The 25,783-nt window shown below is 71.0% G+C and carries 27 protein-coding genes; 16 read left to right on the top strand and 11 right to left on the bottom strand.

Translation table 11 applies throughout. The features are described 5' to 3' along the window. Positions 1-59: 59 nt before the first annotated feature. A complete protein-coding gene (locus tag ACQKIP_RS14085) occupies positions 60-797 on the bottom strand; it encodes a TetR/AcrR family transcriptional regulator (RefSeq protein ID WP_365860247.1) in 738 nt (245 codons plus the stop codon). A gap of 67 nt (positions 798-864) precedes the next feature. Here ACQKIP_RS14085 and ACQKIP_RS14080 point away from each other — a divergent pair, with 67 nt between their 5' ends. The 3 genes from ACQKIP_RS14080 (at position 865) to ACQKIP_RS14070 (ending at position 4,223) form a co-directional block, all read left to right on the top strand. Then, entirely contained in the window at positions 865-2,952 is a 2,088-nt protein-coding gene (locus tag ACQKIP_RS14080) for a HelD family protein (protein ID WP_365860248.1), read from the top strand. Positions 2,953-3,051: 99 nt separating this feature from the next. Further along, a complete protein-coding gene (locus tag ACQKIP_RS14075; protein ID WP_365860249.1) occupies positions 3,052-3,369 on the top strand; it encodes an ArsR/SmtB family transcription factor in 318 nt (105 codons plus the stop codon). Further along, positions 3,366-4,223 (top strand): SRPBCC family protein, encoded by an 858-nt coding sequence (locus ACQKIP_RS14070; RefSeq protein ID WP_365860250.1) that lies wholly within the window; start codon positions 3,366-3,368, stop codon positions 4,221-4,223. The genes ACQKIP_RS14075 and ACQKIP_RS14070 overlap by 4 nt, the downstream gene beginning before the upstream one ends. 49 nt (positions 4,224-4,272) lie before the next feature. On the opposite strand, the gene ACQKIP_RS14065 is transcribed toward ACQKIP_RS14070, so the two are convergent. Continuing rightward, positions 4,273-5,748: a peptidoglycan D,D-transpeptidase FtsI family protein gene (locus tag ACQKIP_RS14065; protein ID WP_365860251.1), complete on the bottom strand. Its 1,476-nt coding sequence runs from the start codon at positions 5,746-5,748 to the stop codon at positions 4,273-4,275. 106 nt (positions 5,749-5,854) lie between these two features. Next, entirely contained in the window at positions 5,855-6,826 is a 972-nt protein-coding gene (locus tag ACQKIP_RS14060) for an NAD(P)-dependent oxidoreductase (protein WP_365860252.1), read from the bottom strand. A 120-nt stretch (positions 6,827-6,946) separates the two neighbouring features. Between ACQKIP_RS14060 and ACQKIP_RS14055 the strand changes: the two genes are divergently transcribed. Both ACQKIP_RS14055 and ACQKIP_RS14050 read left to right on the top strand, forming a co-directional pair. Beyond that, the gene (locus ACQKIP_RS14055) at positions 6,947-7,966 is read left to right on the top strand and encodes a GlxA family transcriptional regulator (RefSeq protein WP_427743068.1); all 1,020 of its coding nucleotides are present in this window, start codon (positions 6,947-6,949) and stop codon (positions 7,964-7,966) included. Between the two features lie 50 nt (positions 7,967-8,016). Further along, positions 8,017-8,478, top strand: a complete 462-nt coding sequence (locus tag ACQKIP_RS14050; RefSeq protein WP_365860254.1) for a pyridoxamine 5'-phosphate oxidase family protein — start codon at positions 8,017-8,019, stop codon at positions 8,476-8,478. A 36-nt stretch (positions 8,479-8,514) separates the two neighbouring features. Here ACQKIP_RS14050 and ACQKIP_RS14045 read toward each other — a convergent pair whose 3' ends face one another. Both ACQKIP_RS14045 and ACQKIP_RS14040 read right to left on the bottom strand, forming a co-directional pair. Continuing rightward, the gene (locus tag ACQKIP_RS14045; RefSeq protein WP_365860255.1) at positions 8,515-8,931 is read right to left on the bottom strand and encodes a VOC family protein; all 417 of its coding nucleotides are present in this window, start codon (positions 8,929-8,931) and stop codon (positions 8,515-8,517) included. Positions 8,932-8,941: 10 nt separating this feature from the next. Beyond that, positions 8,942-9,316, bottom strand: a complete 375-nt coding sequence (locus tag ACQKIP_RS14040; RefSeq protein WP_361200594.1) for a helix-turn-helix transcriptional regulator — start codon at positions 9,314-9,316, stop codon at positions 8,942-8,944. Positions 9,317-9,469: 153 nt separating this feature from the next. Here ACQKIP_RS14040 and ACQKIP_RS14035 point away from each other — a divergent pair, with 153 nt between their 5' ends. The 3 genes from ACQKIP_RS14035 (at position 9,470) to ACQKIP_RS14025 (ending at position 11,065) form a co-directional block, all read left to right on the top strand. Continuing rightward, positions 9,470-9,955 carry a helix-turn-helix domain-containing protein gene (locus ACQKIP_RS14035; protein ID WP_365860256.1) on the top strand — a complete coding sequence of 162 codons (486 nt, stop codon included), beginning with the start codon at positions 9,470-9,472 and terminating at the stop codon, positions 9,953-9,955. Positions 9,956-9,979: 24 nt separating this feature from the next. Further along, on the top strand, positions 9,980-10,600 hold the full coding sequence (locus tag ACQKIP_RS14030) for a hypothetical protein (RefSeq protein WP_365860257.1): 621 nt from the start codon (positions 9,980-9,982) through the stop codon (positions 10,598-10,600). A 129-nt stretch (positions 10,601-10,729) separates the two neighbouring features. Further along, a complete protein-coding gene (locus tag ACQKIP_RS14025) occupies positions 10,730-11,065 on the top strand; it encodes a DUF2516 family protein (RefSeq protein WP_361392881.1) in 336 nt (111 codons plus the stop codon). Between the two features lie 17 nt (positions 11,066-11,082). Here ACQKIP_RS14025 and ACQKIP_RS14020 read toward each other — a convergent pair whose 3' ends face one another. The 3 genes from ACQKIP_RS14020 to ACQKIP_RS14010 all read right to left on the bottom strand — a co-directional run bounded on the left by ACQKIP_RS14020 (position 11,083) and on the right by ACQKIP_RS14010 (position 14,879). Next, on the bottom strand, positions 11,083-12,447 hold the full coding sequence (locus ACQKIP_RS14020) for a PP2C family protein-serine/threonine phosphatase (RefSeq protein WP_365860258.1): 1,365 nt from the start codon (positions 12,445-12,447) through the stop codon (positions 11,083-11,085). A gap of 311 nt (positions 12,448-12,758) precedes the next feature. After that, positions 12,759-13,847 (bottom strand): C40 family peptidase, encoded by a 1,089-nt coding sequence (locus ACQKIP_RS14015; protein ID WP_365860259.1) that lies wholly within the window; start codon positions 13,845-13,847, stop codon positions 12,759-12,761. A 234-nt stretch (positions 13,848-14,081) separates the two neighbouring features. After that, a complete protein-coding gene (locus ACQKIP_RS14010; protein ID WP_365860260.1) occupies positions 14,082-14,879 on the bottom strand; it encodes a class I SAM-dependent methyltransferase in 798 nt (265 codons plus the stop codon). 268 nt (positions 14,880-15,147) lie between these two features. On the opposite strand from ACQKIP_RS14010, the gene mshA reads away from it, so the two are divergent. The 4 genes from mshA to ACQKIP_RS13990 all read left to right on the top strand — a co-directional run bounded on the left by mshA (position 15,148) and on the right by ACQKIP_RS13990 (position 19,274). Next, positions 15,148-16,494, top strand: coding sequence for a D-inositol-3-phosphate glycosyltransferase (gene mshA, locus ACQKIP_RS14005; RefSeq protein ID WP_365860261.1), 1,347 nt, complete (start codon positions 15,148-15,150; stop codon positions 16,492-16,494). Next, positions 16,487-16,990: a YbjN domain-containing protein gene (locus ACQKIP_RS14000; protein ID WP_365860262.1), complete on the top strand. Its 504-nt coding sequence runs from the start codon at positions 16,487-16,489 to the stop codon at positions 16,988-16,990. Before mshA ends, ACQKIP_RS14000 begins: the two co-directional genes overlap by 8 nt. A 129-nt stretch (positions 16,991-17,119) precedes the next feature. After that, positions 17,120-18,880, top strand: coding sequence for a glycoside hydrolase family 55 protein (locus ACQKIP_RS13995; RefSeq protein WP_365860263.1), 1,761 nt, complete (start codon positions 17,120-17,122; stop codon positions 18,878-18,880). A 175-nt stretch (positions 18,881-19,055) separates the two neighbouring features. Continuing rightward, positions 19,056-19,274, top strand: coding sequence for a hypothetical protein (locus ACQKIP_RS13990; RefSeq protein WP_365860264.1), 219 nt, complete (start codon positions 19,056-19,058; stop codon positions 19,272-19,274). Positions 19,275-19,302: 28 nt separating this feature from the next. On the opposite strand, the gene ACQKIP_RS13985 is transcribed toward ACQKIP_RS13990, so the two are convergent. Further along, positions 19,303-20,025 (bottom strand): DUF3159 domain-containing protein, encoded by a 723-nt coding sequence (locus tag ACQKIP_RS13985; RefSeq protein ID WP_365860265.1) that lies wholly within the window; start codon positions 20,023-20,025, stop codon positions 19,303-19,305. Positions 20,026-20,223: 198 nt separating this feature from the next. After that, positions 20,224-20,985, bottom strand: coding sequence for a phosphoglyceromutase (locus ACQKIP_RS13980; RefSeq protein WP_365860266.1), 762 nt, complete (start codon positions 20,983-20,985; stop codon positions 20,224-20,226). 187 nt (positions 20,986-21,172) lie between these two features. Here ACQKIP_RS13980 and ACQKIP_RS13975 point away from each other — a divergent pair, with 187 nt between their 5' ends. Then, a complete protein-coding gene (locus ACQKIP_RS13975; protein WP_365860267.1) occupies positions 21,173-22,453 on the top strand; it encodes an MDR family MFS transporter in 1,281 nt (426 codons plus the stop codon). A 115-nt stretch (positions 22,454-22,568) separates the two neighbouring features. Further along, positions 22,569-22,727 (top strand): hypothetical protein, encoded by a 159-nt coding sequence (locus ACQKIP_RS13970; protein ID WP_365860268.1) that lies wholly within the window; start codon positions 22,569-22,571, stop codon positions 22,725-22,727. A gap of 83 nt (positions 22,728-22,810) precedes the next feature. On the opposite strand, the gene phoU is transcribed toward ACQKIP_RS13970, so the two are convergent. Beyond that, complete coding sequence (phoU, locus tag ACQKIP_RS13965) at positions 22,811-23,491, bottom strand: phosphate signaling complex protein PhoU (RefSeq protein ID WP_190083747.1); 681 nt, start codon at positions 23,489-23,491, stop codon at positions 22,811-22,813. 284 nt (positions 23,492-23,775) lie between these two features. Here phoU and ACQKIP_RS13960 point away from each other — a divergent pair, with 284 nt between their 5' ends. Beyond that, positions 23,776-25,035 carry a sensor histidine kinase gene (locus ACQKIP_RS13960; protein ID WP_365860269.1) on the top strand — a complete coding sequence of 420 codons (1,260 nt, stop codon included), beginning with the start codon at positions 23,776-23,778 and terminating at the stop codon, positions 25,033-25,035. Continuing rightward, positions 25,032-25,712: a response regulator transcription factor gene (locus ACQKIP_RS13955; protein WP_190083749.1), complete on the top strand. Its 681-nt coding sequence runs from the start codon at positions 25,032-25,034 to the stop codon at positions 25,710-25,712. The genes ACQKIP_RS13960 and ACQKIP_RS13955 overlap by 4 nt, the downstream gene beginning before the upstream one ends. Positions 25,713-25,783 lie beyond the last annotated feature (71 nt).

The raw sequence follows: 25,783 nt of genomic DNA, 5'->3' as shown, positions 1-25,783 counted from the left end.
AGGGTGCGTAGTGCGGGCGCGGGGGGTGGGGCGGGGTCAGGCGGCTTTCCGGGCGCCCCTCATGCGTATCGCGTCAGTCCCGAACGCAGCTGCCCGAAGGCCCTGTTCGCCGTCACCACCGCGTCCGGCCACACCGCTTCCGCGCTCTCGCCTGCGTCGATCCGGCGCCAGTTCTCCAGGGCGAGGATGCGCTGTACGGCGATGATCTGGCCGGCGGCGAGGCGGGCGGTGAGTGCCGCCGCCTCTGGGCTCGACGCCACCGCGTCCGACGTCTCCGCGTCCGGCGCCTCCGCCTCCGCCGCCTCCGTGCTCGAAGCCTTGCTCAGTGCTTCCCCCAGCGCCCTCTCCGACTGCTCCTGATACCCGTACAGCCGCGCCACCAGCGAAGGCGTCCCGTAGAGGAGTCGGTGGAAGGCGAGTACGTGGACGTTGTCGCACAGGCCGGTCACCGGGTCGTGGCGCTCCAGGCCGTCGAGGAAGTGGCGTTGCAGGGCGTCCAGGGGTGAGCGCTTGGCCGGGCGTGCGGTGACCACTCTGGCCGCTTCGTCCAGGTGGTCGGCGAACCGGTGGAGCACGAGGTCTTCCTTGGTCGGGAAGTACCGGAACAGGGTCGGCTTGGAGATCTGGGCGGCTGCCGCCACCTCCGCGACCGGGACCTTCTCGAAGCCCTTCGCCAGGAAGAGCGCGATCGCCGCCTCGGAGATCGCCTGGTACATCCGCTGCTTCTTGCGTTCCCGCAGGCCGGGGGCGCCGTCGTCCGTGCCCGCCGGTGCCTGTGCGACCTCTGCGTCCGTCATGGGCTGAGCCTACCGTATCGACGATACTCGGTAACAAATTTAACTCGGTTACATTATTCTCGACCGTATGACGCCGCCTGACACCACACCGCTCGACGAAGCCCTGACCCGGGAACGCCTCTTCCACGACACCTGCCGAGCCGCCCTGACCGGCATGGTCGACGGCGCCGAGGAGCAGGTCGTCAGAGGAGCGGACGTCTCCGCGTCCGGCGCCGACGCCGAAGTCCTCGGCTACCAGTTCCGCAGCCACGCCAAAGCGATGCGCGAACTCCCCGAAGCCCCGCTCTTCTTCGGCCGCCTCGACTTCGCCGCCGAAGGACCCGCAGCCACCGAAGCCGGTGATCACCGCGGGCAGAGCTACCACATCGGCCGACTGCGCATCACCGAACACCCCTCGGCCCCGCCCCTCGTCGTCGACTGGCGGGCCCCCGTCTCCCGCGCCTTCTACCAGGCCGGGACCCGCGCCCCGCAAGGAGTCGCCGTCCGCCGCCGCTTCGGCTGGGCCCCCGGCAGCAAGGGCGCATCCGCCGACCTCACGGGCCTGGAGGACGAGCCGCTGGCCGCAGCGCCCGCTCCGAAGGCCCCGCCGCCCCCGGCCGCGCAAAGCAGCCGCATCCTCGCCGGAGAGATCGAGCGCCCCCGCGTCGGCCCCATGCGGGACATCGCCGCCACCATCCAGCCCGAGCAGGACGACCTCGTCCGCGGCGAACTCACCGCGTCCGTCTGCGTCCAGGGCGCCCCCGGCACCGGCAAGACCGCGGTCGGCCTGCACCGCGCCGCGTACCTCCTCTACACCCACCCCCAGCGCGTCCAGCGCGCCGGACTCCTCATCCTCGGCCCCAACCGCACCTTCCTCCGCTACATCGCCGAGGTGCTCCCCTCCCTCGGCGAGACCGGCGTGCGGCAGTCCACCGTCGCCGACGAGATCGCCAGGCCCGCGGCTCCCGTGCGGGCCGTGGACGACGAGGCCGCCGCGAGCGTCAAGCACGACGCCCGGATGGCGGCCGTCCTGCGCCGCGCGCTCTACTCCCGCGTCGCGCCGCCCGTCGACTCCATCGCGGTGCCGGACAGTTCGTACACCTGGCGGGTCGCGCTCGACGACCTGGAGCGGATCATCGCGGACGTCCGCGCGGAGGAACCGCCGTACGCCGTCGGCCGCGAGCGCGTGCGCACCCGTGCCGTCCGGCACATCCAGGAGCAGGCCGAGCGCCGCGCGGGTCCGGTGAACAACGCCTGGCTGAAGAAGATCTCCCGCGCCCGCTCCGTCTCGGCCTTCGTCGACGCGGCCTGGCCCGGCGTCAGGCCCGAGGAAGTGCTCGCCGCCCTGCTCGCGGACCCGGCGGCGCTCGCCGTCGCGGCCGACGGCATCCTCGACGCCGCCGAGCAGCGGGCGATCCGCTGGGCCGGGCCGCCGCGCTCGTACAAGTCGGCGAAGTGGTCCGCGGCCGATCTCGTCCTGCTCGACGAGATCGCCGGGCTGCTCGAACGGCCCGAAGGGTACGGCCACATCGTCGTCGACGAGGCCCAGGACCTCTCCCCGATGGAGGCCCGCGTGATCGCCCGCCGCGCGGACTTCGGCTCGCTCACCGTGCTCGGCGACCTCGCCCAGGGCACCACCCCGTGGGCCGCCCGCGGCTGGCCCGAACTCCTCGCCCACCTCGGCAAACCGGACGCCTCCGTGACCCCGCTGACCACCGGCTTCCGCGTCCCGAAGGCGATCGTGAGGCTCGCCAACCGCGTCCTCGCCTCGCTCGACGTCGACGTACCGCCCGCGCGGTCGCTGCGCGGGGACGGTGAGTTGCGGGTCCGGGAGGTAGGGGACGTGCGTGCCGCGACCGTCGAGGCGGTGCGCGCAGGGCTTGCCCGCGAGGGATCCGTCGGGGTCATCGCCGCCGACGCCGGTGTCGCGGACCTGCGCGAGGCGCTCGCCGCCGCGGGTATCGAGAGCGCGGGCCCCGACGACCTCGGCGCGCGTGTGACGGTGCTGCCCGCTTCCGTGGCGAAGGGACTGGAGTACGACCACGTCGTGGCCGTCGAGCCCGCGGCCATCGCGGAGGCGGAAGTGCGCGGGCCCAGCCGCCTGTACGTGGTCCTGACCAGGGCGGTCTCCCGCCTCGACGTGCTGCACAGCAGGCCGCTGCCGTGGGAGGTGTGACCTGCTGTCGGAGGCGTGACCTGCCGGGGGAGACGTGACCCGTCGGGGGAAGGACTGCATGCCGTTGCGGTTATATAGCCGCAGGGTTATGTTCGGAGTATGCCCATACCGTTCGACGTACTCGCCGAGCCCAGCCGCCGGAAGATCCTCGACCTGCTGCTCGAACGGCCCCATCTGGTCGGTGAGCTGACCGAGCGGCTCGGTCTGAGCCAGCCCGGCACGTCCAAGCATCTGCGGGTCCTGCGCGACGCGGGTCTCGTACGGGTGCGGCAGGACGCGCAGCGCCGCTGGTACGAGCTGCGGCCCGAGCCCCTCGCCGAGCTCGACGCCTGGCTCGCGCACTACCGGCACCTCTGGTCCGGCCGGCTCGACGCCCTCGAACGGCACCTCGACGTCATGGACGGTGACTCCTCATGAACCCGCACTCCGACACCCTCGGCCCCGACGAGGAAGGCGACCGCAGCGTCCTGCGGATGGAGCGCCGCCTCGCGCACCCGCCCGCCAAGGTCTGGGCCGCGATCACGCGCCCCGAGCACCTCGCCCAGTGGTTCCCCTCCGAGGTCACGCTCGAACTGCGGCCCGGCGGCGCGATGGGCTTCCACTTCCCCGGCGACGAGGGCCCCGGCATGACCGGCGAGGTCACCGACGCCGACGAGCCCCGCCTCTTCGCCTTCAGCTGGGGCGACGACCACCTGCGCTGGGAGATCACCCCGGACGGCGCGGACGGCCGCGGCTCGCTGCTCACGCTCACCCACACCTTCGGCGACCGCTTCGGCGCCCCGAGCTTCGCCGCGGGCTGGCAGCTGTGCATCTCGGCGCTCGGCCAGTTCCTGGACGGGGGACGGGCGGAGGTGAGCCGGGACGCGGGGGAGCTGCACGAGGCGTATCTGGAGCAGTTCGACCTGGGCCACGGCGAGGTGACCGACGACGGCATCCGTTTCGAGCGGCAGCTGGTGAAGCCCGCGGGCGCGGTCTGGGCCGTACTGTGCGCGGACGAGGTGCCGCTGGCGGGCGACACAGCGCCCGACGGGTTCCTCGCGGACGGCGTCTCCGCGGGTCCGGTCACCGTGCTGCGGGAGCCGCTGGCCCTCACGTACGCCGTGCATCCCAAGGGCGAGGTGCGCTGGGAGCTGGGCGAGGGCACGGGCTACGGCACGCGGCTCGTGCTCACGCAGACCGGCCCCTTCGACGGCCCGGCGGCCACGGACCGGGCACTCGCCGCCTGGCATGCACGCATCGAGCGCCTCGCGGGGCAGCTCCTGGAGGACTGACGGGCGGGCAGGGCCGGCGGGCGGGGCCGGCGGGCCGGACCGGGGCGCCTCAGTCGTCGAGCACGGCCTCCATGACCGCCTTCGCGATCGGCGCCCCGAGCTTTCCGCCCGCGATCTCGGAGCGCGGGATGTTCATGTCCTTCGGGTCGACGAACACCGCGACGGCGACCGGAGAGGCACCGTCGTCCTGCTTGGCGTACGAGACGAACCAGGCGTACGGACGCTCGTCGTTGACGTTCGAGCCGTGCTGGGCGGTGCCGGTCTTGCCGCCGACCGTGACGCCGTCGATCTGCGCCTTGTTCGCCGTGCCCTCCTCGACGGTGTTCTCCATCATCTCCTGCACCTTGCCCGCGGTGTCCTCGGAGACGGCCTGGCTGAGCTCCTGCGGCCGGCCCGTCTCGATCGTCGAGAGGTCGGGGCCGCGCAACTCCTCGACCAGGTAGGGCTTCATCACCTTGCCGTCGTTGGCCAGGCCCGCCGTGACCATCGCCATCTGGAGCGGCGTGGTGGTCAGGCTGCCCTGGCCCATGCCGGTCAGCGCTGTCTGCGGCTTGTCGAGGTCGTCGGGGTAGCTGCTGGCGGACGAGCGCACGGGGACGAACTGCTCCTTGTTGAAGCCGAACTTCTCCGCCGTCTCGCGCATGTCGTCGTCGCCGACCTTGAGTGCGGTGTCCAGGAAGACGTTGTTGCAGGACCACTGCATGCCGACCTTCAGGGAGGCCTTGTCGCAAGGGGCGCCCGGCACGTCGTTGCCGATCGTCGTGGAGCTGAGCGGCAGCTTGTAGGGGGCCTTGGCGCCGGTCTTCTGGTCGATGTCGTCGATCACGCCGTGTTCGAGGGCGGCAGCCGCGGTGAGGATCTTGAAGGTGGAGCCGGGCGGATAGATCTCGCGCAGCGCCCGGTTGGAGAGCGGCTTGTCCTTGTCCTTCCGCAGCTTCGTGAACTCCTTGCCCTCCTTCTGCGAGATCCCGGCGAAGACGGAGGGGTCGTACGAGGGAGTGCTCGCCATGGCGAGCACCTTCCCGGAGCGCGGGTCGAGCGCGACGACCGCGCCCCGGGCGTCGAGGTCCACCAGGCCTTGGTAGGCGGCCTTCTGGGCCTTCGGGTCGATGGTGGTGACGACGTCGCCGCCCTGGCGCTTCTCGCCGGTCAGCATGTCCAGGGTGCGCTTGATGAAGAGGCGGTCGTCGGTGCCGCTGAGCACGTCGTTCTCGACGCCCTCCAGGAAGGTCGCGCCCTGGGCCTGCGAGAAGTAGCCGGTCACCGGCGCGTACATGGGGCCTTCCTTGAAGACCCGCTGGTACTTGAAGTCGGTGCCGGTGACCGCCTTCGAGCCGGTGATCGACTTGCCTCCGACGATGATGTCGCCGCGGGGGTGCGAGAAGGCCTCGATCTGGACGCGGCGGTTCTTGTCGTCCTTCGCGAGGGACTCGCTCTGCGCGAATTGCACCCAGTTCGCGCGCAGGAGCAGCGCGAGCGTGAGTATTCCGCAGAAGACGGCTACGCGGCGCAGCGGCCTGTTCATACGGTCCCCCCAAGACCCGTTACATCCGGACGTGATGAGGACTCATCATGCGCACGTTTTTACGGATCTTGCCCATGTTGTTGCTGAATGGTCACATGCGGGCCCCTTACTGAGGCGCCTTCCGGAGGACTTCGATCACGCTCGCGTAGCTGTCCGAACCGTGGCCGGCGGCGCTCGCCCGCTCCATGGTGGCCTTCAGGAGTTCCGGCAGCGCGTTGTCGACGCCACGGTCGGCCGCCGCGTGGATGAGGTGGCCGATCGCCGCGATCTGTACGTCGACGGTGGCGTCGTCGCCCGGATAGCGCCCGGCGTCCACCTGGGCCGCGTACGTGTTGATGAACCCGGCGACGGCGCCGGTCAGCCAGCGGACGGCGATGTCCGAGAAGGCGGTGGCCCTCGTCCGGCCGGTGGCCCCGGCTCCGGCCCCGGCCCCGGCCTCGTCCGCGGCCCGTGTCGCGTCGGCGCCGACCACCGCCGTCCCGTGCAGCCAGCCGGTGAATGCGGACCACATCAGGCCGAGCAGGGCCACGTCGTAGAGCGAGGCGCTGCCGGGCTCCGCGCCCAGGTACAGCGGGTCGCCCAGTGCGGCGAGGGCGGGGCGGTGCGTCTCGAACACCTCGGCCGAGCCGCTGTAGAGGAACATCATCTCCGGGTTCCCGACCCCCGGCGGCGTCGTCATGACCGCCCCGTCCAGATAGCCGAGGCCCAGCGCACGCGCCCGCGCCCCGGCTTCGGCGGCCTGCTCCGGGGCGCCGGACGTGAGATTGACCAGGGCCCCGCCCGCGAGGGGCCCTGCGGTGTCCATGACGGCGTACAAGGCGTCGTAGTCCAGCACGCACGCGATGATCAACGGGCTTGCTGCGAAGGCTTCTTCGGGGGTCGCGGCGACGACGGCGCCCCGGTAGGCGAAGGGCTTGGCCTTGGCGGCGGAACGGTTCCAGACGGTGGTGGGGTGGCCGTGCGCCAGGAAGGCGGAGGCCAGGGCCGAGCCCATGTTGCCCAGGCCGATGACGGTGACGGGGGTCTTCTCGGTCTTCTCGATCTTCTCGGTCTTCTCGGTCTTCTCCGTGCTGCTCATGCCCCCCACGCTCGCAGCGGGCGGCGGCACCGGACAGTGACAGGGATGACGGCGGCCGCCAAATTCCTGCCACCCCCCGCGGCGGCTTAGTCTCACCGCATGAGCGCTGGTTCCGTGGCCCTGGTCGTGACCGAGGAGATAGCGATCCCGTCGTGGGATCTGTACGAACTGAGCATCCCCTGCACGGTGTTCGGCAAGCCGCAGCCGGACCTGGCCGATCGGTGGTACGACTTCCGGCTGTGCAGTGCCGCCTACGAGACCGGGGGCGAGGCGTTCGGCATGACGGTGCGCACCCCGTACGGCCTGGACGACATCGTCGGGGCGGACACGGTCATCGTCACGTCCGTGCCGGACGCCTGCGTGGAGGAGGGTCGCCCGCTGCCGGACGGTCTGGCCTCCGCCCTGCGCCGCGCGTACGACGCGGGGGCCCGCATGGTCTCCCTGTGCACCGGCGCCTTCGCGCTCGCGGACGCGGGGCTGCTGGACGGCCGCCGGGCCACCGCGCACTGGATGCACACGGCTCAACTGGCCGCCCGCTACCCGAAGGTGGAGGTCGACGACTCCGTCCTGTACGTGGACGACGGCGACGTCCTGACCAGCGCGGGCGTCAGCGCGGGCCTCGACCTGTGCCTGCATCTGGTCCGCCGCGACCTGGGCGCGCACGTCGCCAACCAGCTGGCCCGCCGCATGGTCGTGCCCGCGCACCGGCCCGGCGGCCAGGCCCAGTTCATCGACCTCTCCGTCCCCGCGACCGACGACGAGGGCCTGGGGCCCGTGCTCGAATGGGCGCGGGCCCGCCTCGACCGCCCCCTGACGGTCGACGACCTGGCCCGCAGGGCGGCGATGAGCCCGCGCACGCTCTACCGCCGCCTCCAGGCGGCCACCGGCACGACCCCGCTCCAGTGGCTCCTCAACCAGCGCCTCGCCCGCGCCCAGAGCCTCCTCGAATCGACGGCCGCCCCGATCGACAAGGTCGCCGAACTGAGCGGCCTCGGCACGGCGAATAACCTCCGCCACCACTTCCTCAAGCAGGTGGGGGTCTCACCGGGGGACTACCGGCGGGCGTTCGGGGCGGGCGTGGGTCGCGCGGAGGTGGGTCGAGGGGAGGCCGGTCGCGCGGAGGTGGGTCGCGGGGAGTAGGACCAGCGCCCCATGTGCGGGTACGGGGGTGCTGCCTAGGGTCGGTGTTCATGCGGAACACGGAGATCACTCGCCGGGAAGGCCCGGAGCGCAGGCGCGAGACGCTGGCACGCCTCGAACGGGAGCGCGACATCTGGCTGTCGACGGCCCATCCGGAGCACGGCCCGCACCAGGTGCCCCTGTGGTTCTGGTGGGACGGCCGGGCGGTGTGGCTGTGCACCGGCGAGACCACCGCGACGGCCCGCAACGCGCGCACGGAGCGCCGGGTCCGCCTCGCGCTGCCGGACACGGATGACGTGGTGCTCGTGCAGGGCGAGGCGGAGTGTTTCCCGGCCGCCGGTGTCCCGCGGGCCGCCGGGGACGGGTTCGCCGCCAAGTTCGGCTGGGATCCGCGCCAGGAGCCGGCCCCCTTCCTGTACCTGCGCGTGACGCCGGGAACGGTGCGGGCCTGGCGCGGCGAGCACGAGCAGCACGGCAGGGTGCTCATGCGGGACGGGGTCTGGGTGGTGTGACCGGGCGGTGGGGCCGGGTACTGCTGCGGCCCGGTGCTACTTCTTGCGGGGCTGGTTGAAGCGCAGCATGTTGCCGGCCGGGTCGCGGAAGGCGCAGTCGCGGACGCCGTAGGGCTGGTCCATCGGCTCCTGGAGCACCTCGCCGCCCGCGGCGCGGATCCGCTCGAAGGCGGCGTCGACGTCGTCGCTGCGGAAGATGACGCCGCGCAGCATGCCCTTGGCGAGCAGTTCCGCCGCGGCCTGCCGGTCGGCGTCGGAGGCGTTGGGGTCGGCGAGCGGCGGTTCGAGGACGATCTCGACGTCCGGCTGCGAAGGCGAGGCGACGGTCACCCATCGCATGCCCTCGAAACCGACGTCGTTGCGTACTTCGAGGCCGAGCACGTCGCGGTAGAAGGCGAGCGCCTTGTCGTGGTCGTCGACGGCGATGAAGCACTGGGAGAGGTTGATTTCCATGGGTACGACGCTACGTACCGGCGCCGGGTTTCGCTTCTCCGTTCCTGACCGGCCTGGTGCGGGTTTTCGCCACGCAGGCCGGGATGACCGCGCCGTGCTCGTGGTCGCGGGCCCGGTAGGCGCTCGGGCTCTCGCCGACGAGCTCGGTGAACCGTGAGCTGAAGGAGCCGAGCGAGGTACAGCCCACCGCCATGCAGACCTCGGTCACCGACAGGTCGCCGCGCCGCAGCAGGGCCTTGGCCCGCTCGATCCTGCGGGTCATGAGATAGCTGTACGGCGTCTCTCCGTAGGCGGCGCGGAAGCTGCGCGAGAAGTGCCCCGGCGACATGAGGGCGGCCCGGGCGAGGGCCGGGACGTCCAGGGGCTCCGCGTAGTCGCGGTCCATCCGGTCGCGGGCCTGACGGAGCCGGACGAGGTCGGAGATGGACGGCGACGCGGACACACGAATCACGTTACCGGGGCGGCGCGATCAGTGGCGTGGCGCACTTTTGCAAGCAGGCGCTTGCAATAGTTAGCAAGGGGCGGGCAGTATCGACGCATGGCATCACTCAACGTCGGCAATCTCGGTGAGTATCTGCGTGAGCAGAGGCGCAACGCGCAGCTCTCGCTCAGGCAGCTCGCCGACGCCGCCGGGGTGTCCAATCCGTATCTGAGCCAGATCGAGCGCGGCCTGCGCAAGCCCAGTGCCGACGTGCTGCAACAGGTGGCCAAGGCGCTGCGGATCTCCGCCGAGACGCTGTATGTCCGGGCCGGGATCCTCGACGAGAAGGAGCGGGACGAGCTGGAGACGCGCGCCGTCATCCTCGCCGACCCCTCCATCAACGAGCGGCAGAAGCAGGTCCTGTTGCAGATCTACGAGTCGTTCAGAAAAGAGAACGGCTTCGAGGTCACCGGGTACTCGGAGTACTCGGACGACGGCGTCGTCGACGACGACGATGCCGTCGACGACGTGGATGCCACCGCTGACGGCCCCCGCACGGCCGACGGCAGTGATGCCGACCCCAAGGACCATCCCTCAAGCTGACGCGAATCCGGGAGGACCAGCACCATGGCCATCAAGGACGACCTGCGCAACACCCTCACCGACACCACCCCCGCCTACTTCGTCGTCGGCACCGCCGATCTCGCGTTCCAGCAGGCGAAGAAGGTGCCGGGCGCCATCGAGCAGCTGATCGCCGAGGCGCCGGCCCGTTTCGAGGCCGTGCGCAACACCGACACGAAGGCCGTCCAGGACAAGGCCGTCGCCCGCGCCAAGGAGGCGCAGACGACCATCCAGGCCCGGGTGTCCGAGTTGTTCGGCACGCTCGACACCGACCTGAAGAAGCTGAGCGAGAGCGCTCAGGGTCTTGCCCTCAGCTCGGTCGGCGTGGCCGCCGAGTACGCGGTGAAGGCGCGCGAGAAGTACGAAGAGGTCGCCGAGCACGGCGAGCAGGCCGTGAAGACCTGGCGCGGCGAGGCCGCCGAGGAGATCAACGAGCTTGCCGTGGCCGTCGAGCCGGACGCGGACGAGAAGCCCGCCGCCGAGTCGGCTTCGGCCGAGCCCAAGCCGGCCGCGGCGCAGCCGTCCGAGCCGAAGGCCGCCGCGGCCCCGGCGAAGAAGCCCGCCGCCAAGAAGGCCCCGGCCGCCCGCAAGCCGGCGGCGAAGAAGACCACGCCGCCCGCCAAGTAGGCAGCGGCAGGCCGCCCGTCAGGCGGACCGGACGGGCCGGGCACTCTTTAAGTGCCCGGTCCGTTCTGCGGGTAGCGGGTACGGTGTGCGCGTAATCAAGAGCCGAGACTGGTGGTGGACGTAGTGCTGATGCAGGGGTTCGCAAACTTCATGTGGCTGCTGTCGTTGGCGCTGATCGTCTTCAGCGGCTTCGCGCTGGTGGACGCGGCCGTCCGGCGTGAGGACGCCTATCGCGCCGCGGACAAGAAGACCAAGCCGTTCTGGCTGATCATTCTCGGGCTCGCCTTCATCGTGAACCTGATCTTCAACATCCTGTCGTTCCTGCCGATCATCGGGCTCATCGCGACCATCGTGTACATGGTCGACGTGCGCCCCGCGCTGCGGCAGATCACCGGCGGGGGCGGGGGCCGCCGCGGCGGCTCCAGCAGCGACGGTCCGTACGGCCCGTACAACGGCGGCCGGTAAGCCCCAGAGGTCGCGCCCTAGCGGTCGCGGTCGAGCAGCAGTACGGCCACGTCGTCGGTCAGGTCGCCGCCGTTCAGCTCCCGCACCTCGTTCACCGCCGCTTCGAGCAGTTCGTCGCCGCGCAGGCCCGCGGCGATCTGGCGGCGGAGCATCTCCACCATGCCGTCCTGCCCAAGACGCTGGTTGCCCTGGCCGATCCGGCCCTCGATCAGGCCGTCCGTGTAGAGCATCAGGCTCCACTTGCCGCCGAGCTCCACCTGGCGCCGCGGCCAGCGGGCGTTGGGAAGCAGTCCGAGCGCGGGGCCGTTGTTCTCGTACGGAAGCAGCTCGGCGAGGCGGCCGTCGCGGGCGATCAGCGGTGCGGGATGGCCCGCGAGGCAGAGTCCGGCGCGGCGGCCGTCCGGGGCGATGTCGACCGTGCAGAGCGTCGCGAAGATCTCGTCGTCGGCGCGCTCGTGCTCCAGGACCTTCTGCAACGTGCCGAGCAGCTCGTCGCCGCACAGGCCCGCGAAGGTCAGCGTCCGCCAGGCGATGCGCAGCTCCACGCCGAGCGCCGCCTCGTCGGGGCCGTGACCGCAGACGTCGCCGATCATGACGTGCACGGAGCCGTCGGGGGTGCGCACGGTGTCGTAGAAGTCGCCGCCGAGCAGCGCACGCGAACGGCCGGGGCGGTAGCGCGCGGCGAACCGCAGCGGTGATCCGTCGAGCAGCGGCGTCGGAAGCAGGCCGCGCTCCAGGCGGGCGTTCTCCTGGGCCCGCAGCCGCGACTCCGTCAGCTGGCGCTGGGCGGCGTCCGCGCGCTTGCGCTCCACGGCGTACCGGATGGCGCGGCTCAGGAGGCGCCCGTCCAGCTCGTCGCGGAAGAGGTAGTCCTGGGCGCCGACCCGCACGGCCTCCGCGCCGCCCTCGGTGTCGCCGCTCGCGGTGAGCGCGAGCACGGCGTGCCGGGGAGCGAGGCGCAGGACGTGCTTGAGCGTGGCGAGCTCGTCCTCTTCCTCCTCGGGTGATGCGGCGGGCACCGCGAGGGTCAGGTCGAGCAGGATGCAGTGCACGTCGTCGGTGAGCAGCCGCTCGGCCTCGGTGAGGTTGCGGGCGGTGCGGACCCTGATGGGCTTGCCCGCGGAGTCGAGCATCTGCGGCACGCTCAGGGAGCCCACCGGGTCGTCCTCGATGACCAGGAGGCTGAGCCCCGGTCCGCTCGGCTGCTGGTCCGTCGTCTGCTGGTCCGTGTCCCTGGACGGGGACGTGCGTACGGGCTCCACGGATGCGGGCACGGGTTCGGGCACCGGCGGGTGTGCGGGCGCGGGCGACGTCGGCAGAGCGTGAGCCTGACCGCCTTCCGCGGCCGGGATCGCTCTCTGCCGCGGTATGGGTACGGGCATGGCTTCGGTTTCCTTCCCTCCCCCCGAGGGCACGGTGGGTCGACGGTCGAACGCTCCACCGACGGGGACCATAGCGGTAGGCACGGCCCGATTGGAATGGCACGCGGCAAACAGCCCCCGTCATATGCCGCACCAAGGACCGCAATTGGGCACGTCAGGTTCCTGCTGGAATGACGAACATCACGCCCGGAGGGTTGAGCGGCGGCCCGGGGGGTGCGGTGGGTCACATGACGTACGGCACAGGGCGGGCCGCCCTGTGCCGTAGCGCTGCTCGTGCCGCTCTGTGCGGGGGCTCGCGGAGCCCGCGGCCCCTACTTGTCGGGCCGCACGACCCCGAGGATCTGCATCGAGCCCGCGCCCGCGACGGTGACGTCGCGTCCCGGCCGGGGCGCGTGCACGATCGCGCCGTCACCCACATACATCCCGACATGGCTGGCGTCCGCGTGATAAATGATCAGGTCGCCGGGTCGCATGTTCTTGATGTCGATGTGCGGCAGCTGCTTCCACTGCTCCTGTGAAGTGCGCGGAATTCCCTTGCCCGCGGCGGCCCAGGCCTTGGACGTGAGCCCCGAGCAGTCGTACGAGGACGGGCCCTCGGCGCCCCAGACGTACGGCTTGCCGATCTGGGCGGTGGCGAATTCGATGGCCTTCTTGCCGGGACCGCTCGCTTTGCCCTTGATGTCCTTCAGGACGCCCGAACTCACCCAGGCCGACTGCTTCTTGAGCTGGGCCTCCTCCTCGAGCTTGCGGAGCCGCTCGAGCTCTTCCTTCTCGAGCTTCGACTCCATCTTCTCGGCGGCCGCGATCTTCTTCTTGATCTTCTTCTTCGACGCGGCCTTCGCCTTGCGGTTGGTCTCCAGCTTCTTCCACTGGGCGGTGGCGTCCTTGGCGTAGATCCGCAGGTCTTCCTGCGTGCGCTCCATCTCCGTCAGCATGCCCTTGGTGGCCTTGTGGCCCTGCTGCATCCGCCCGGCGCTGTCCAGGAACTGCTGCGGGTCGTCGCTCAGCATCAGCCGGGCCTCGGAGGAGACACCGCCGCTGCGGTACTGCTCGCGGGCGGCGGCGCCCGCGCGGGACTTGAGCTTGTCCAGCTTCCGCTGGCCCTCGCTGATGGAGCGGGCGAGCTTGACGATCTGCTTGGACTGCTTCTCGCTCTTCTCCTCCGCAGCGTTGTACGCGTCGGTGGCGACGCCCGCGTCGTGGTAGAGCTTCTCTATCTCTTTGCGCAGGTCCTCAAGGGATTTGTTCGTGCCGGGCGTTGGCTTCGCCGGGCTGGCATAGGCCACGGCGGGTGTGCTCAGCACCGCTGCCGCGCAGATGAGCGCGAGGCCAGCCACAGTCGAACTCCGCTTGCCGGTCACGTCCGCCTCCCCCAAGAACTGATTTACCGTCAGTAACATACGGTTGCCTCGGGGATGGTGCCACGCCGACGCGCAATCCGACAGAGCGCGACAGCAACTCCGATCCCCGCCCGCCCCATGTGACGAACGGCACCGGTAGATCGTTCCCCCCGCGGCGCGTCGCACGCGGAGTTCACCTGCCCCCGCCTCGCGAGTTCACCCGCAGGCACCCCGCGAGTTCACCCGCGGGCACCCGGCGAGTTCACCCGCGGGCACCCGGCGAGTTCGCGGACATCACCCCTGACGGGGCGCCAGCGCCTCCCATCGCACCGTCACTTCGCCCTGCCGCCACCGCGTGTCCCGGTCGACCACGGGCCAGTCCGCGGCCAGCTCCCGCACCGTCCTGATCCAGCGCTGCCGGGCGCCGTACGAGGCGTAGGGCGCGGCGGCGGCCCAGGCGCGGTCGAAGTCGCGCAGGAACGCGTGCACCGGCTCGCCCGGCACATTCCGGTGGATCAGCGCCTTGGGCAGGCGCTCGGCGAGGTCGGAAGGCCGGTCCAGTGAGCCGAGGCGGGTCGCGAAGGTCACCGTGCGCGGACCCTCGGGCCCGAGCGCGACCCAGACGTGCCGCCGCCCGATCTCGTCGCACGTCCCCTCGACCAGCAGCCCGCCGGGCGCGAGCCGCCCGCACAGCCGTTCCCACACGGCGGCGACCTGCTCCTCGTCGTACTGCCGCAGCACGTTCGCCGCGCGGATCAGCACGGGGCTGCCCGGCAGCGGGATCTCGAAGCCGCCGTGCCGGAAGGAGAGCCCTTCCCTCTCGTACGGCTTCGCGGCCGCGACCCGCGCCGGATCGATCTCGACGCCGACCACGCGCGCGTGGGCCGCCGCGGCCCGGAGCCGGACGAGAAGCTCGGCTGCCGTCCAGGGAGCGGCGCCGTAGCCGAGGTCGACGGCGACGGGATCGGCGGAGCGCCGCAGCCGCGCGCCGTGCGTGGCGGCGATCCAGCGGTCCATGCGGCGCAGGCGGTTGGGGTTGGTGGTCCCGCGCGTCACCGTTCCCACGGGGCGGGAAGGGGTGCGGGAGGCCATGGTCAGAAGGGTATGCGCCGCGGCGGCGGGGGTACGCGTCGAGTCCGGTGGGGTCGCCGGGAGTCCGGTGAGGTCGCTGGGAGTCCGGTGGGGTCGTCGCTGGTCAGGTCGTCGGCGAGGTCATTGGTTGAGACACAGCCGGTAATGATTTGGCAAAGAGGAAATGGAGCGGACCCTTCCGATGTTCACCCCCTGGAGGACCGTGCACGCCCTCCGTCCAGTCATGCCCGCTTAGTCATGCCCGCGCGCACACCAGGAGGACCGCCACGTGAGCCAGTACGTGACCAGGCTCGGCCGTCGCTCGCCGGCTGCTCCCAGCAGGCTCCGGCTCCCCGGTGCGAACCGGCGCCCGCGCCGGGTGGCCATGCTCAGCGTGCACACGTCCCCGCTGCACCAGCCCGGCACGGGCGACGCGGGCGGCATGAACGTCTACATCGTCGAGCTGGCCAAGCGCCTCGCGGCGATCAACATCGAGGTCGAGATCTTCACGCGCTCGACCACCGGCGCGCTGCCGCCCGCCGTCGAACTCGCCCCCGGCGTCCTGGTGCGCCACGTGGACGCGGGTCCGTACGAGGGCCTGGCGAAGGAGGAGCTGCCCGCCCAGCTCTGCGCCTTCACGCACGGCGTCATGCAGGCATGGGCGGGCCACCGCCCCGGCTACTACGACCTGGTCCACTCGCACTACTGGCTCAGCGGCCACGTCGGCTGGCTGGCCGCCGAGCGCTGGGGCGTGCCCCTGGTGCACGCCATGCACACGATGGCCAAGGTCAAGAACGCCGCCCTCGCGGCGGGCGACACCCCGGAGCCCACGGCGCGCGTGATCGGCGAGACGCAGATCGTGCGTGCCGCCGACCGTCTGATCGCCAACACCTCCGAAGAGGCCGACGAGCTCGTACGCCACTACGAAGCGGACGCGGGCAAGGTCGCCGTCGTCCACCCCGGCGTGAACCTCGACCGCTTCCGCCCCGCCGACGGCCGTGCGGCGGCCCGACAGCGCCTCGGCCTGCCGCAGGACGCCCTCGTCCCGCTCTTCGCGGGCCGCATCCAGCCCCTGAAGGCGCCCGACGTGCTGCTCCGCGCGGTGGCGGAGCTCCTGGACCGATGTCCCGGGCTCCGCTCGAACATCGTCGTGCCCGTGGTGGGCGGCCCCAGCGGCAGCGGTCTCGCGAAGCCGGAGGGGTTGCAGAAGCTCGCCGCCAGGCTGGGCATCGCGGACGTGGTCCGCTTCCAGCCGCCGGTGGGCCAGGAGCAGCTCGCGGACTGGTTCCGGGCGGCCTCGGTCCTGGTGATGCCCTCGTACAGCGAGTCCTTCGGCCTGGTGGCCATAGAGGCCCAGGCGGCGGGCACCCCGGTCCTCGCGGCGTCGGTGGGCGGTCTGCCGGTGGCCGTACGCGACGGGGTGACGGGCTTCCTGGTCGACGGCCATGAACCGGCCCGCTACGCGCGCGTGCTGCACGATTTCGCGAAGACCCCGCACCTGGTGGACCGCATGGGCGAGGCGGCGGCCCGGCACGCGCAATCCTTCGGCTGGGACACGGCCGCGTCCGCCACGGCGGACGTGTACACGGCAGCGGTGCACGAGCACAGGCGTCGCGTACGCTCGCATCATGGCTGATCAGGCTGACGATGCTGCGACCGCGATCATCGAGCGGACGCTCGACGAGGCGGAACTGGAGTGGGAGAACCCGGAAAGCGGCTCCTACGTAGTGACGCTGCCCGGCACCCGCAAGCTGTCGACGACGCTCTCCCTGCGGGTCGGCAAGCACGCCCTCTCCCTGACGGCGTTCGTGATCAGGCACCCCGACGAGAACGACGCCGCGGTCCACCGCTGGCTCCTGGAGCGGAACCTCCGTCTGTACGGCGTGAGTTACGCGATCGACTCCCTCGGCGACATCTACCTCACCGGCAAGCTCCCGCTCTCGGCGGTCACCCCGGACGAGCTCGACCGCCTGCTCGGCTCGGTCCTGGAGAACGCGGACGGTTCCTTCAACACCCTCCTCGAACTGGGTTTCGCGTCGGCGATCCGCAAGGAGTACGCGTGGCGGGTGTCGCGCGGCGAGTCCACGCGGAACCTGGACGCGTTCACTCACCTGACCCAGCCGCGGGGCTGACTCCGCAGAGCTGTTATCGCACGGCCAGGAGTTCTCGCACGCCGTCTTCCGCGCATGAGGGCGCCGTGGCATGCTCACGCCCGTCGTAGACGTGAATGGCGTTCACATCCATGGATTGAGGCGGCGGGCATGGGCATGGGCAGAGGCATGGGCATGGAGCTTCCCGGCAGGCGTGGCGTACTCGGCGGGGCGATAGCGGTGGCGGCGGCAGCGGTCGCGACCGGCGGCACGGCATCGGCAGCCGGTGGGGCGGCTTCGGCGACCGGCAGGACGGCATCGGCGGACGGCAGGGCGGCATCGGCGGACGGCAGGGCGGCTTCGGCCAGGTCCGGCGAAACCCCGGCCCTCTGGCGGGAGTTCGCCGCCACCCCGTACACTCACCCCCAGATCCCCTACGTGGGCCGCGCGGGCGCCTGCTCCGGCAGCCGCCGCCTCCCCCGCCGCAAGGTGGTCGCGAACGTCAGGGACTACGGAGCGCGGCCGGACGGCACGGCGGACGCGGCCCCTGCGATCAACCGCGCGCTGGCCGACGCGGGGGAGCGGGGCGGCGGCACCGTCGTCGTCCCGCCCGGCACCTACCGCGTCGACGGCATCATCCGCATCGCCCACGACAACGTGGTCCTGAGGGGCGCGGGCAGCACCCGCACCACCCTCCACGCGACGAAGAACCTCACCGAACTGATCGGCCCGTACGGCTCACGCTACGGCGGCGACAAGTCGAGCTGGTCCTGGGCCGGCGGCCTCATCTGGCTCTGCCCGCAGGACCGTTACGAGTCCCTGACCACGGCGATCAGGGCCAAGGCGTGGCCCTACGAGGGCTGGACGGGCAACAAGCGGGACGAATGGCGGACGCTGACGCCGGTCGCCCCCGCGAGACGGGGCGACCGCACCCTGCGGGTCGGGGACACCTCCCGCATCCGCGAGGGCGACCTGGTGCTGCTGCGCCTGGCGGACGACGCGGACCACACGCTTCTGGAGCACATGGCGGGCGGCGGGGCAGGCGCGGAGTCCTACGTCTGGGACGACAAGACGAAGCTCACCTCGTACGTCCCGTACGAGTGGCCCGTACGGATCACTTCGGTAAAGAAGAGCTCGGTCACGCTCGAACGCCCCCTGCCTCTGGACGTACGAGAGGAGTGGGACCCCCGCCTGACGACGCACGTGAAGGCGCTGACGGGCGCGGGAGTCGAGGGCCTGACCCTGGAGGCCGTGGAGACCCCGCAGTCCCCCCACCTCCTGGACAAGGGCTACAACGGGGTCACGTTCCAGTGCGCGTACGACTGCTGGGCGGACGACGTCGTGGTCCGGCACGTCGACAACGGCTTCGGCCTGGTGAGCGCCTCGGCCTGCACGCTGCGGGGCACGCGCGTGGAGGGCCGGGGAGCGCACCACCCGTACTTCTGCCGGGAGGGCTCGCACGACAACCTGACGGAGAACTTCCGCATCGCCGGGCGCACGACTCCCGCCCCCTCGGGCACCCAGCTCCACGGCATCAACGTAGAGGGCCTGTCCTCCTGCAACGTCTGGTCGCGGGGCGAGATGGAGATGGGCACCTTCGACAGCCACAGAGGCATGCCCTTCGCGAACGTCCGCACGGACATCACGGTCGACAACAACGGCCGCCACGGCGGAGACGCCAGCGCGGGCCCTCTCTTCGGCGCCCGCTTCACCCACTGGAACATCCGCGTCACCAACGAACGAGCGGGCCTGATGAAGATCGACGGCCTGGCCCCGTACAGCGCCACGGTGGGCATCAACGAGGTCCGTGAGTTCGACCAGACCGACGTACCGGACTTCTCCGGAGACCTGCATTCCCGTATCGAGCTCTACGGGACCACCGGCGTCGTGCGGCCACGGAATCTGTACGAGGCCCAGAGGGAGCTCGCCTAGGCCCCGGGCGCCATGCACTTGGCATACCCGAATGGCACGGGCCGATCCAGCCAAGATGCACGGTATGTCGCCAACCGTGGGTAACTGCGTGACTGCACCACGTGCTTCGGGCTACATAGGAGGACATAGGGGGACTGGAACGCGGGGGCGTCGGTGCGTGATGGGGGGTCGCCAAGTGGTGCTGACGATCGATCTCGCGGTTCTGCTGGCCGTCATCATCTTTCTGCTGTGGCGCAGAGCCGTGAAGCCAAGGACCCGGCTCGACACGGGGATGACCATGGCCGTCGTGCTGGTCTTCGGGGTGCTGATCGCCCCGACCGCCTTCGGGCACGGAATCATGAACGCCGTGGGAAACGTCGCACAGGGCATCTCCAATGTGGGCACCAGCCCCTGACCGCCCCGTGCCGTGAGCTCGCGCGGGCTCAGGCGGCGCCGATGGCCGCGAGGCGCTTGTTCGAACGCCGGGCGGCCCAGGCGACGACGAGGAGGGCCAGGGCGAGCAGCGGGAAGCCCATGGCGACCTTGGCGAAGCCCAGCGAGCCGACCTGGTCGGTCGCGTAGAAGTACTGCTGGACGGCGAACCGGGCGCCGAAGACGGCGGCGAGGACCAGGGTGGCGACGTCGTAGTAGAGCCGCGAGCGCTTGTCCGTGCGCCAGACGCTGCCCTTGCCCGTGGCCACGTTCCAGAGCACGCCGGCCAGCGGCCACCGCACCAGGACGGAGAGGAGGAAGAGGACGGCGCCGGCCAGGCTCGCCCAGATGCCGATGAGGAAGTAGTCCTTGGCGGAGCCGGTGAACCAGACGATGCCCGCGGCGAGCGCGACGCCGAACACGCCGCCGATCGCGGGCTGCACCGACTCCTTGCGCACCAGCCGCTCGATGCCGATGGCCACCGCTACGGCGACGGCGGCGATGAGCGACGCCTTGATCCCGCGGAAGTTGTGGACGACGACGAACGCCAGCACGGGCAGCGCCGAGTACACGACTCCCCTGGTGCCGCCGGCCTGATCGAAGACCGAGGGCCGCCGCTGCGGGGCCGTCGGCCGCACTGGTTGCGCTCCCTGCGCTGCCCGCACTCCCTGTGCCGCCCGCACTCCCTGCGCTTCGGACTTCGTCTCCAGGAAGCTCAAGTGCTTGCTCTCCATGGTGGTCAGCTCTCCCGATTCGTCTGGTGGCGAGGCGATGCCCGGTGCATCACTTGATGACATCGTGTCACTAAGTGACGCTCCTGGCTACCCCCTCCCGCCTCCACCGGCGGAGCCCGCCCGGCCGCCCCCGGACAGCAAAAGGCCCCCTACCAGCGGAAAATCCGCCGCTAGGGGGCCTGAAGCGAAAAGCCCGGGCTACTTCTTCTTGCCCTGGTTCTTGACCGCCTCGATCGCAGCCTTCGCCGCCTCGGGGTCGAGGTACGTGCCCCCGGCCTTCACGGGCTTGAAGTCCGCGTCCAGTTCGTACGCCAGCGGGATGCCCGTCGGGATGTTCAGGCCCGCGATGTCCTCGTCCGAGATGCCGTCCAGGTGCTTGACCAGGGCGCGCAGCGAGTTGCCGTGGGCCGCGACGAGAACCGTCTTGCCGGTCAGCAGGTCAGGGACGATGCCGTCGAACCAGTAGGGGAGCATGCGGACGACGACGTCCTTGAGGCACTCCGTCTGGGGGCGCAGCTCGGGCGGGAGCGTCGCGTAACGGGGGTCCTCGAACTGCGAGTACTCCGCGTCGCGGTCCAGCGCCGGCGGCGGGGTGTCGTACGAGCGGCGCCAGAGCATGAACTGCTCCTCGCCGAACTCGGCCAGCGTCTGCGCCTTGTCCTTGCCCTGGAGCGCGCCGTAGTGCCGCTCGTTCAGGCGCCAGCTGCGGTGGACCGGGATCCAGTGGCGGTCGGCCGCCTCCAGGGACAGCTGCGCGGTGCGGATCGCGCGCTTCTGGAGCGACGTGTGGACCACGTCGGGGAGCAGGCCGGCGTCCTTGAGCAGCTCACCGCCGCGGACCGCCTCCTTCTCGCCCTTCTCGTTGAGATTGACGTCCACCCAGCCGGTGAACAGGTTCTTCGCGTTCCACTCGCTCTCGCCGTGACGGAGGAGGATCAGCTTGTACGGTGCGTCGGCCATGCCCCTGAGCGTAATCGAACCGCCGGGTGGCCCGCGCGTCCGCCCGAAGCCCGGACAGTACGGCCGCGGGAGGGGCGTCAGTTGACGGCTTCTGCTAATCCGCTGGCTCTCGGCGACCCCGTAGTCGTAATGTGCGCGTGCTGATAGTGACGCTTACATAGCTGCCTGACCCGTGGGGGGACCCCGAATGCCACTCGCCGCGATGAGACGTGCCGCCAGAGAGTCCGTCTCCGGTCTTCCCCGCGAGTTCTGGTGGCTGTGGACCAGCACCCTCGTCAACCGGCTCGGCGCCTTCGTCGCCACCTTCATGGCGCTCTACCTCACCCTCGACCGCGGCTACTCCGCGACGTACGCCGGTCTCGTCGCCGCCCTGCACGGACTCGGCGGCGTCGTCTCCTCGCTCGGCGCGGGCGTGATGACCGACCGGCTCGGGCGGCGGCCCACGCTCCTGATCGCCCAGTCCTCCACGGCCCTGACCGTCGCCCTCCTCGGCTTCATGAAGGACCCCCTCGCCATCGCCGCCGTCGCCTTCCTCGTCGGCATGGCGAGCAACGCGTCCCGGCCCGCCGTCCAGGCGATGATGGCCGACATCGTCCGCCCCGAGGACCGGGTGCGGGCCTTCTCGCTCAACTACTGGGCCATCAACCTCGGGTTCGCGGTCTCGTCCGCCGGAGCCGGCTTCATCGCCGAGTTCAGCTACCTCGCCGGGTTCCTCGGCGAAGCCGTGATGACCATGGTCTGCGCCGTCGTCGTCTTCGCGAAGCTCCCGGAGTCGCGGCCCGTGCGGACCGCCCTGGAGAAGGAGTCGGAGCCGGACGTCGGCCTCGGGACCGTGCTGCGGGACGGGCGTTTCATGGGCGTCGTGGGCCTTTCCTTCCTCATCGCGCTGATCTTCATGCAGGGCTCCGTGGGGCTGCCGGTCGCGATGGGCGAGGCCGGATTCACGCCCGCCGACTACGGAATGGCCATCGCCGTCAACGGCGTACTGATCGTCGCCCTCCAGATCCCGGTCACGCGCTTCATCGAACACCGCGATCCGCAACGCCTGTTGGTCGTCTCCGCGCTGCTCGCCGGATACGGCTTCGGACTCACCGCGTTCGCCGGGTCCATCGGTGTCTTCGCCCTCACCGTGTGCGTGTGGACCCTGGCCGAGATCGTCAACGCCCCCACGCAGACCGGCCTCGTCGTACGCCTCTCGCCGACCCACGGCAGGGGCCGCTACCAGGGCATGTACACCCTGTCCTGGGCCGTCGCCGCCCTCGTCGCGCCCCTGATGTCCGGCTACGTCATCGACCGCTTCGGGGCCCAGTGGCTCTGGGGCATCTGCGCGGTCATCGGCACGGTCGCCGCCCTCGGCTACTGGTCGCTGATGCGGGGGCTGCCCGCGGAGGGGACGACGGTCGGCACGGCCACCGCGCCGGTCACTCCCGCCCCCGACGACCCCGCCGAGCTCCCCGCTCGCGCGTAGGGGGCCTGCGCCGTCTCACGGCCCGCAACACCCGCGCGCGTGTGCGCCGTTGGTGCGCCCCTCCCCAGTGGGCATGGAACGGGCATCAGGCAGTACGCCACCGAGGAGGAGACCCATGGCCGAGTCGCCCATCACCGAACCCGTCCCCGAGCAGCCGGCCGACAAGCCCGGCCTGCCCGCGCTCGCACTCCTCGGCGCCTGCGGCTGCGGCTCGGGCTGCAGCTGCGGCTGCCAGTCGGGCGGAACGTGCCAGTGCGGCGGAGGCTGCGGCTGAGACGGCCGGCACAGGACAGCGAGCACAAAGGGGTGGGCCCGCACGGTCAGTGCGGGCCCACCCCTTCGTGCTCCGTAGAGGGCTCAGGCTCCCTCCACCGGCGTCCCCGTCGGCTGCATCTCGTCCGCGTGCTCGCCCGTGACCAGGTACACGACCCGCTTCGCCACCGACACCGCGTGGTCGGCGAAGCGCTCGTAGTAGCGGCCGAGCAGCGTCACGTCCACGGCCGTCTCGATGCCGTGCTTCCAGCGGTCGTCCATCAGGTGCTGGAAGAGCGTGCGGTGCAGCAGGTCCATCTCGTCGTCGTCCTGCTCCAGCTGGAGCGCCAGGTCGACGTCCTTCGTGATGATGACCTCCGCCGCCTTGGCCATCAGGCGCTGCGCAAGCTGCCCCATCTCCAGGATCGTCGCGTGCAGGTCCTGCGGCACGGCGGACGCCGGGAAGCGCAGCCGGGTCAGCTTGGCGACGTGCTGGGCGAGGTCGCCCGAGCGCTCCAGGTCGGCGCTCATCCGCAGCGAGGTGACGACGATGCGCAGGTCGGTGGCGACCGGCTGCTGCCGCGCGAGCAGGGCTATCGCGCGCGCCTCCAGATCGTGCTGGAGATCGTCGACCTTCTGGTCGGCGGCGATCACACTTTCGGCCATCTTCAGGTCGGCGTCGAGCATGGCCGTGGTGGCGCGCCCGATCGCGGACCCGACCAGGCGGGCCATTTCGACCAGGCCTTCACCGATCGAATCAAGTTCCTCGTGGTACGCGTCCCGCATGTGGATGTCCCTCTCTAGTGCGTCCCGGGGGCTGACCCCCACGCTCCCACGGTGCGGCTCCGACGCGTCCGTTTCCGGCATCCCCGATGAACCGCCCCTGTCACCGAGGTGAACTGTGGGCGACGCGTGGTGCGCTCCGGGGGGGCCGCTCCGGCGTGGACCGGCGTAACCCGTTCGGCGGAAGTGAACCATCACCGTCCCCTCGGTGAACTCTGGGCGACGAGTGTTCGAGCGGGCCCCCGGATGGCTGGGGCTGGTGCTCATCAGGCGCATAACCTGGAGGCATGGACGTGAACGCGGCGGTCGCCGCAGCGGCAGCGATCGCCGGGGTGTGCACCGGCGTCATCGCCATGCTGGCGTTCCGCTGGAGCGAACGCGACCTGAAACGCCCCACCCGGACCTCCCTGCACACCGACCCCGTACTGCCGCCGGGCGTCGACACGGTGCTCTCCGTGCTGCGCTCCTCCGCGGTCGTCCTCGACGAGGCGGACAGCGTCGTCAAGGCCAGCTCGGCCGCGTACGCCCTCGGCCTGGTCCGCGGCGGCAAGCTCGCCGTCGAGCCCATGCTCCAGATGGCGCGCGACACCCGCCGGGACGGCGAGATACGGCAGGTCGAGCTCGATCTGCCGCGCCGCGGCACCGGCCGCGGCGAGGCCCTCGCCGTCTCCGCACGCGTGGCCCCCCTCGGCTCCCGCCTGGTCCTCCTGCTGGTGGAGGACCTCACCGAGGCCCGCCGCATCGAAGCCGTACGACGCGACTTCGTCGCGAACGTGAGCCATGAGCTCAAGACCCCGGTAGGGGCACTCTCTCTCCTCTCCGAGGCCGTCATGGACGCCTCGGACGACCCAGAGGCCGTCGAACGCTTCGCGGGCCGCATGCAGATCGAGGCGACCCGCCTGACCAGCCTCGTGCAGGAGCTCATCGACCTCTCCAGGGTCCAGAACGACGACCCCCTGGAGGACGCCGAACCCGTCCGTGTCGACGAACTGGTGGCGGAGGCGATCGACCGCAGCCGTCACCAGGCCTCCCACAAACAGATCACCATGGCCGCGGGCGGCACCGCCGACCTGCAGATATGGGGCAACCGCGGCCAGCTCGCCGCGGCGCTCGGCAACCTCGTCGAGAACGCCGTGAACTACTCGCCCGCGCGCACCCGGGTGGGCATCGCCGCCCGCCGGGTCAGCGCACCGGGAGGAGACCTCATCGAGGTGGCCGTCACCGACCAGGGGATCGGCATATCCGACAAGGACAAGGAGCGCATCTTCGAGCGCTTCTACCGAGTCGACCCGGCCCGCTCCAGGGCCACCGGCGGCACGGGCCTCGGCCTCGCCATCGTCAAACACGTGGCCGCCTCGCACGGCGGGGAGGTCACCGTGTGGAGCTCCGAGGGACAGGGCTCCACCTTCACCCTGCGGCTGCCCGAAGCAGCCGCGACCCGCGACCGCGGATCCGGTCACGGCGGAGACGGCAGCGAAGCCGGCACCGCACGGCCCGACGAGACCACTGCGTACGAACCCATTCCTGCCCCGGAGGTCCTTCCGTGACCCGAGTGCTCGTCGTCGAGGACGAGGAATCCTTCAGCGACGCTCTGTCCTACATGCTCCGCAAGGAGGGCTTCGAGGTCGCCATAGCGGCCACAGGGCCCGACGGACTCGACGAGTTCGAGCGCAACGGCGCCGACCTCGTCCTGCTCGACCTGATGCTGCCCGGCCTGCCCGGCACGGAGGTCTGCCGTCAGCTGCGCAACCGCTCCAACGTCCCGGTGATCATGGTCACCGCCAAGGACAGCGAGATCGACAAGGTGGTCGGCCTCGAAATAGGAGCCGACGACTACGTGACCAAGCCCTTCTCCTCGCGCGAACTGGTGGCCCGCATCCGCGCGGTCCTGCGCCGCCGCGGAGAGCCGGAGGAGGTCACCCCGCAGGCCCTGGAAGCGGGCCCGGTCCGGATGGACGTGGACCGCCACGTCGTCACGGTCTCCGGCTCCAAGGTCGACCTTCCCCTGAAGGAGTTCGACCTCCTGGAGATGCTCCTGCGCAACGCGGGCCGCGTCCTGACCCGCATGCAGCTCATCGACCGCGTCTGGGGCGCGGACTACGTGGGCGACACCAAGACCCTCGACGTCCACGTGAAGCGCCTGCGCGCGAAGATCGAGCCGGACCCGGGCGCGCCCCGCTACCTGGTGACGGTGCGGGGCCTGGGCTACAAGTTCGAGCCGTAAAGAGCGCCCCGGCGCACGCAGAAGCGCGGACGGACGCAGGAGGGGCGGGAACCCGGTGCCGGGTTCCCGCC

It is taken from the genome of Streptomyces sp. NPDC059900, assembly GCF_050270335.1.
In the GTDB taxonomy this organism is placed as follows: Bacteria; Actinomycetota; Actinomycetes; order Streptomycetales; family Streptomycetaceae; genus Streptomyces.
Note: the sequence above shows the minus strand (reverse complement) of the source record. Positions and strands in the feature narration are given on the sequence as shown.